General features: G+C 60.1%; 4 protein-coding genes. All 4 read right to left on the bottom strand.

Annotated features, from left to right (window positions below):
- On the bottom strand, positions 1-1,380 hold a 1,380-nt coding region (locus tag AC1XOS_RS19750; RefSeq protein ID WP_481963931.1), incomplete at its 3' end, for an HlyD family secretion protein.
- A gap of 2 nt (positions 1,381-1,382) precedes the next feature.
- Positions 1,383-3,119, bottom strand: a complete 1,737-nt coding sequence (locus AC1XOS_RS19745; protein WP_481963930.1) for a peptidase domain-containing ABC transporter — start codon at positions 3,117-3,119, stop codon at positions 1,383-1,385.
- Positions 3,120-3,151: 32 nt separating this feature from the next.
- Positions 3,152-3,412, bottom strand: coding sequence for a TFIIB-type zinc ribbon-containing protein (locus tag AC1XOS_RS19740; RefSeq protein WP_481963929.1), 261 nt, complete (start codon positions 3,410-3,412; stop codon positions 3,152-3,154).
- 38 nt (positions 3,413-3,450) lie between these two features.
- Positions 3,451-4,794, bottom strand: a complete 1,344-nt coding sequence (locus AC1XOS_RS19735) for a TolC family protein (protein WP_481963928.1) — start codon at positions 4,792-4,794, stop codon at positions 3,451-3,453.
- Positions 4,795-4,809 lie beyond the last annotated feature (15 nt).

The following is a 4,809-nucleotide window of genomic DNA, read 5'->3' as shown; positions in this document are numbered from 1 at the left end:
GTCCATGTTGGTGACCACGCCCGCAAACGTGCCCACGGCGGCCTGAGGAAAACCCTGAATCTGCACGGCGGGGAAGCCGTTGAACTGGAGCCGAGCTTTGCGTCCCACGGTGACGAGAGGCGCATCAAAGCCGCTGAGTACCAGCTCGACGGCCTGATCGAGCGTCTCGGGGACGATCTCCAAAAGCACATCATCTTTCTTGACCGTCTGGCCAGGGCCGATGGTCTTGCCAATCCGTGAGACCCTCCCCGACGACGGTGCGAAGATTTTTTGCTGGGCGACGCGTGCTTGCATGTTCTCTCGCTCCAGCTCGGCTTTTGCGATACTGTCGGTGATGGCGGCCAGGCTCTCTTTGACTTGCTGCAAGTTCGCCCGCTCTCGGCTCAGGGCCGCTGCGGTATCGGCGTCTACGCGGGTCTGCTCAAAGCCAAAGACCGTCACGTCGCGCTGCGCAGAGGCGAGTGCCTCTCGGGCAGAGACGACCTGGGCCGTGGCGCGCTGCACGTCAATATCGGCCTGAATGCCCGTCGCCTTGGCAAATCTTAGATCGGCCTCGGCGTTGAGGATCTCTTTTTGCGCGATCTCCACGGCCAGCTTGGACTGGGTGAGCTTGACCTCGGCGGCATTTAATGCCTGCTCCGCCAGCTCAAACTCACGCTGAGAGCGCAGGCCCTCTTTGAGAAGCTCCGCAAGACGCTCTTTCTGGATGCGGTTGACTCTCAGCGAGACGGTATCGGCGTCGATGGTCTGCTCGGCTTGCTTCAGGCGATCTTTTGCCTGTGCGACGCGCTGTGTGGCCTGGGTGATGCGCTGCTCCGCCTGCTTTGTGGCGACTTGCTTGGTGGCATCTAGGGCTTTCTGCGCGACGACCACGTTTTGTTGCGCAACGCCAAGCCGGTTGCGTGCCTGTCCCTGGCGCTCCGAGGCTGCGGGGATCTGGGCACCGCGTGAGCCTTCGAGCGAGACGAGCTGTGCTTCAATCTCCGCGATGCGCTGCTCGACCTCGGCCTTGCGCTGGCGCTGGGCCGTGAGCTGCTTATCAATGAGTTTATAGCGATTCTGAGAGAGAAACCGCGACTCGGTGTCCTCGATCTCGCCCAAAAGCTGACCTTTTTTGATGTTCTGGCCCTCTTGGACACTCCAAGATACCAGCCGTCCCCCGATCTGGGCATCCACGGTCTGTGGGCGGTTCATCACGGCAAACACACCGACTTTTCCATTGCCGATCACCGTCTGCTGGAACGGAGTGAGCTTGAGAATCGCGGTGAGAATCGCGACAATGGTAAGGAGTGTGATCACGATCCGGCGCTTGCCGGGGCGTGTGGGAACGAGGCGCTGTGTGCGCTGATCCAGCTCTTTTTGCGAAGACAAACTTGCCATTTTTAAAGTGCTCCTCGTAGCATGCGGCTAAGCAGGGGAAAGAGGCGCACAAACTCGCTATTCTCAGTCGCTGCCAGCTCCTGTGGACTGCCGCTCTCGACGATCTTACCATCCGCTAAGACATAGATCTTGCTGGCACGGGTCACGACCGGCCCCTCGTGCGAGATATCGATGATCGTCCAAGGATTCTCCGGCGCGAAAAGCCCGTCTAAGATCGCCAGTGTCGTATTTTCATCCAGGCCCGTAAAGGCCTCATCGAAGATCAGTAGCTCCGGCTTGTCCACAATCGCACGGGCAATCAGAATCCGCTGCGCTTGCCCACGCGAGAGATTTTCGCCGCCAGGAACCAAGCGAGACTGGAGGCCCTCCGGAAGCGCGGCGATCTCATCTATGCACTGTGCTAGTGTGATAGCCCAGCGCACCTGCTCGGAAGAGATTCCCGTGCGGCCCATGCAGATATTCTCCTCGATCGTGCCCTCAAAGATCGCGTCCTCGTAGGACATGATATTGACACGGTCGCGCAGGCAGCTCAGAGACGCCCCACGTAGCTCCACGCCGTTGAGCTCGATCAGCCCAAAGCTCGCCTCCTCAAGCCCTCCCAGAAGCGAGGCCAGTGTGGACTTGCCCGTGCCACTCGCGCCCACGAGGCTGATGCGCTCGCCCGGCTCCAGGCTCAGATTGAGACCCGAGAGCACCTCGCGGCCACCTGGCCCGGGATAGGTAAAGTGCACGTCGTGGAGGAGAACTCTTGCGCCGCCGCTAGAGGAGGCCGGGATCTCGTGGCCGCCCTCACGCTCCGTCTCAAGATCCGTCAGATAGCCTGTCTTATCGAGGCCCGTGAGCAGATCGTAGAGCGTCTCGGCTTGGCGCAGGAGCTTATCGGTGCCTTTTAAAACGTTGGCGACAATAAGCTGGGAGGCAATGAGCTGCCCGAGGGTGAGCTCGCGCTGCACCACCAAGTAGCCGCCAATGGCGAGAACACCCGTGCTGGCCAGTGCGGTGAAGAGCTGGTTGCCCGCCTCCTGGCGAAACGTAACGGCAAAGTGCCGTCGCCGCTCGATAAGCCATGCGGCCACGCGGTCTTCCGCGCGTGCTAAGAGAAACTCGGGAGTGCCGTGTAGCTTGAAGCTCATGCGACAGCGGGCCAGCTCTTGGAGCCAGCCTGCAAGATGGTACTTCTCCGCCGACTCGGCAAGGCTCGTGCGCAGGCCATGAAGCCCCAGCGGGAAGATTACAAATCCGATGACCAGCAGCACGAAGAGATCAAAGCCCAGTAGCAAGCCGCTCTTGTCGTAGAATGCCAGCACGACCAGTCCGACTGTGGCTTGTAGCGCTGCCGTGAGCCCGTCGAGCAGGAGCTTCGCAAGAGACTTCTGCACCGTGAGCACGTCAAAAAAGCGGTTCGCCAGCTCGGGCGCGTAGGTGCCGTAGAGGGCCCTAGAGGTGCTGTGGATGAGATTGCGGGCGATGCGTAGTGCCGAGCGTGCAAAGAGCCGCTGCTGGAGTGTCTCCACCAACGCGAGCTGCAAGAGTGAGAGCCACCCGGCGGCGAGCAGGCCCAGCAAGACAATCAATGAGAGCACGGCAAGCGGCTGCACAGTGCTTGCCGCCACCGAGTTAACCAGCGACTGTACCGCCAGTGGCATGGCAAGTCCCAGCAAGCCCACGACAATCGTGTAGACCGCAAGGACGCCTAGGTCGCTCTTGTCCTCACTGAGCAGTTTCAGGAGGCGCGCCATGGGTGTTGGGTGATGGTGATGATGTGAGGAAGCTATCGTCGGACCTCCGAGTTCGCGCGTAGGGCAAAGTTCAGAGGTGGAGCCGGAGCGGGGGCATCGTAGTCAACGCGGTCGTAAGCACGTGCGTTGCGCTGGCTCTGGAGAAGTCGCTGTCCCTGGAGAAGCGCCTCACTCGCCTCACGACGGATGAGCTCATCGAGCTCTCCTTGGTCAAGCCAGACACCCTGGCAGCCAGGGCAGAAATCAATGGGAAGCCCCTGGCGCTCAACGGCACGGAGGGGAGTGCTACACATGGGACAGTACATTTTATTTTTCGTTTTTTCTCTTCGTTCTAAAGTTCCATACTCGCCGCACGCAGTGCGGCAAGTGACTGCTCGTACTCTACCTGGATATCAATCAGCAGGCTGGCGGCCTCTGCTGTGGCTTGCTCGCGCTGATTGACCAAAAAAAGCGTCCCAAGCCCGCGCTGGTAGAGCTTGATCTCGCCCTCTTCGACTTCTTTTGTTTTCTGGTAGCGCTCTTGCGCCGCGAGAAAGCGCTGCTGGGTGCGGTCAATGGCATTGCTGGCGTCGCGCACCTCAAGCTCAATATTGCGCTGGACCAGCTCGGCTTCCCGTGTGAGTTTCTGCTCTTTCTGGAAAGCCTCTTCTTTACGGCCCTTGGCATCGTTTTGGTAGAGCGGGATTGAGGCATTAATACCAACTTTATAGTTTAGCCCCACGCTTTTATTGCCAAGATCCGCGCCGGGTGAAAAGACGAGATCCACGGCGGGTTTAAGATCGTTCTGGGCGAGCTTGCCCTCTAGGCGAGTGCTCTCCGTCTGTAAGGCGATGAGTTTTAGCTCGGGCCGTAGCTCTCTCGCGCGCTGCAGTGCCTCCGAGAGTGCACTCTCGCTCAGAAGTGTGGGCGAGCGCAGCGGCATCGGGGAGAGCTTGAAGAGATCCACGCCATCCCAGGCAAACTTGGTGAGCTTAAACGTAGCTTTGTCCAGATCGCGCTGGGCCTTGATAAAGCTCGCCCGCCGCCGCTCCACTTCTGCCTCGGCCTCGGTGATAATTATCGCTGCCTGTGCTCCTGCGGCCAGCTCTTTTTTCAGACCGGTCGCACGGAAAATTCCCACATCGAGGAGCTTCTGGGCGATCTGGAGCTTCTGCACAGCCCCCGACCACTCGAAGTAGGCCAGTGAGACCTCTAAGAGCGTATTTTGCCGCAGCCCCACCACGCTCAGTGTCGCGGCGGGCTCCGCGAGTCGTGCTTGCGTCAGCCCGACAAGCTTCTCATTAATCCCACCGCCCCGCGCCAGGGGGAGCTTGCCGTAGAAAAAGTAGTTGCCCTCGCTACCCGTGGCGGAGTCCGGAGATTTTACGCCCCCCGCGTTCCAGCTGCGGCCCGCCGCCAGCTTCAGACCGTAGGGCGTGGCGGCTTCTACACCGATCTCATTGTTGGCACCTGCCGAGGCCTTCCCCCGCGCCGAGGCGCTGTTGTAGCGAAGGGTCTCGGTTCCCACGCTGACTTGAGGATCAAACGCGCCCTGTTTCGCTTGGCGCTTCGCCGAGACAGCAAGACGCTCGGCCTCGGCCCCAATCAGCTTGGGGAAGCGCTGCTCAACTTGGGCGAGAAAACTCTCCAGAGAAAGCACGGTAGGTTGCTGAGAAATCACGATAGCAAAAGGCATTGCGCATGATATACG

The sequence above is a fragment of the Armatimonas sp. genome (assembly GCF_964826245.1).
Note: the sequence above shows the minus strand (reverse complement) of the source record. Positions and strands in the feature narration are given on the sequence as shown.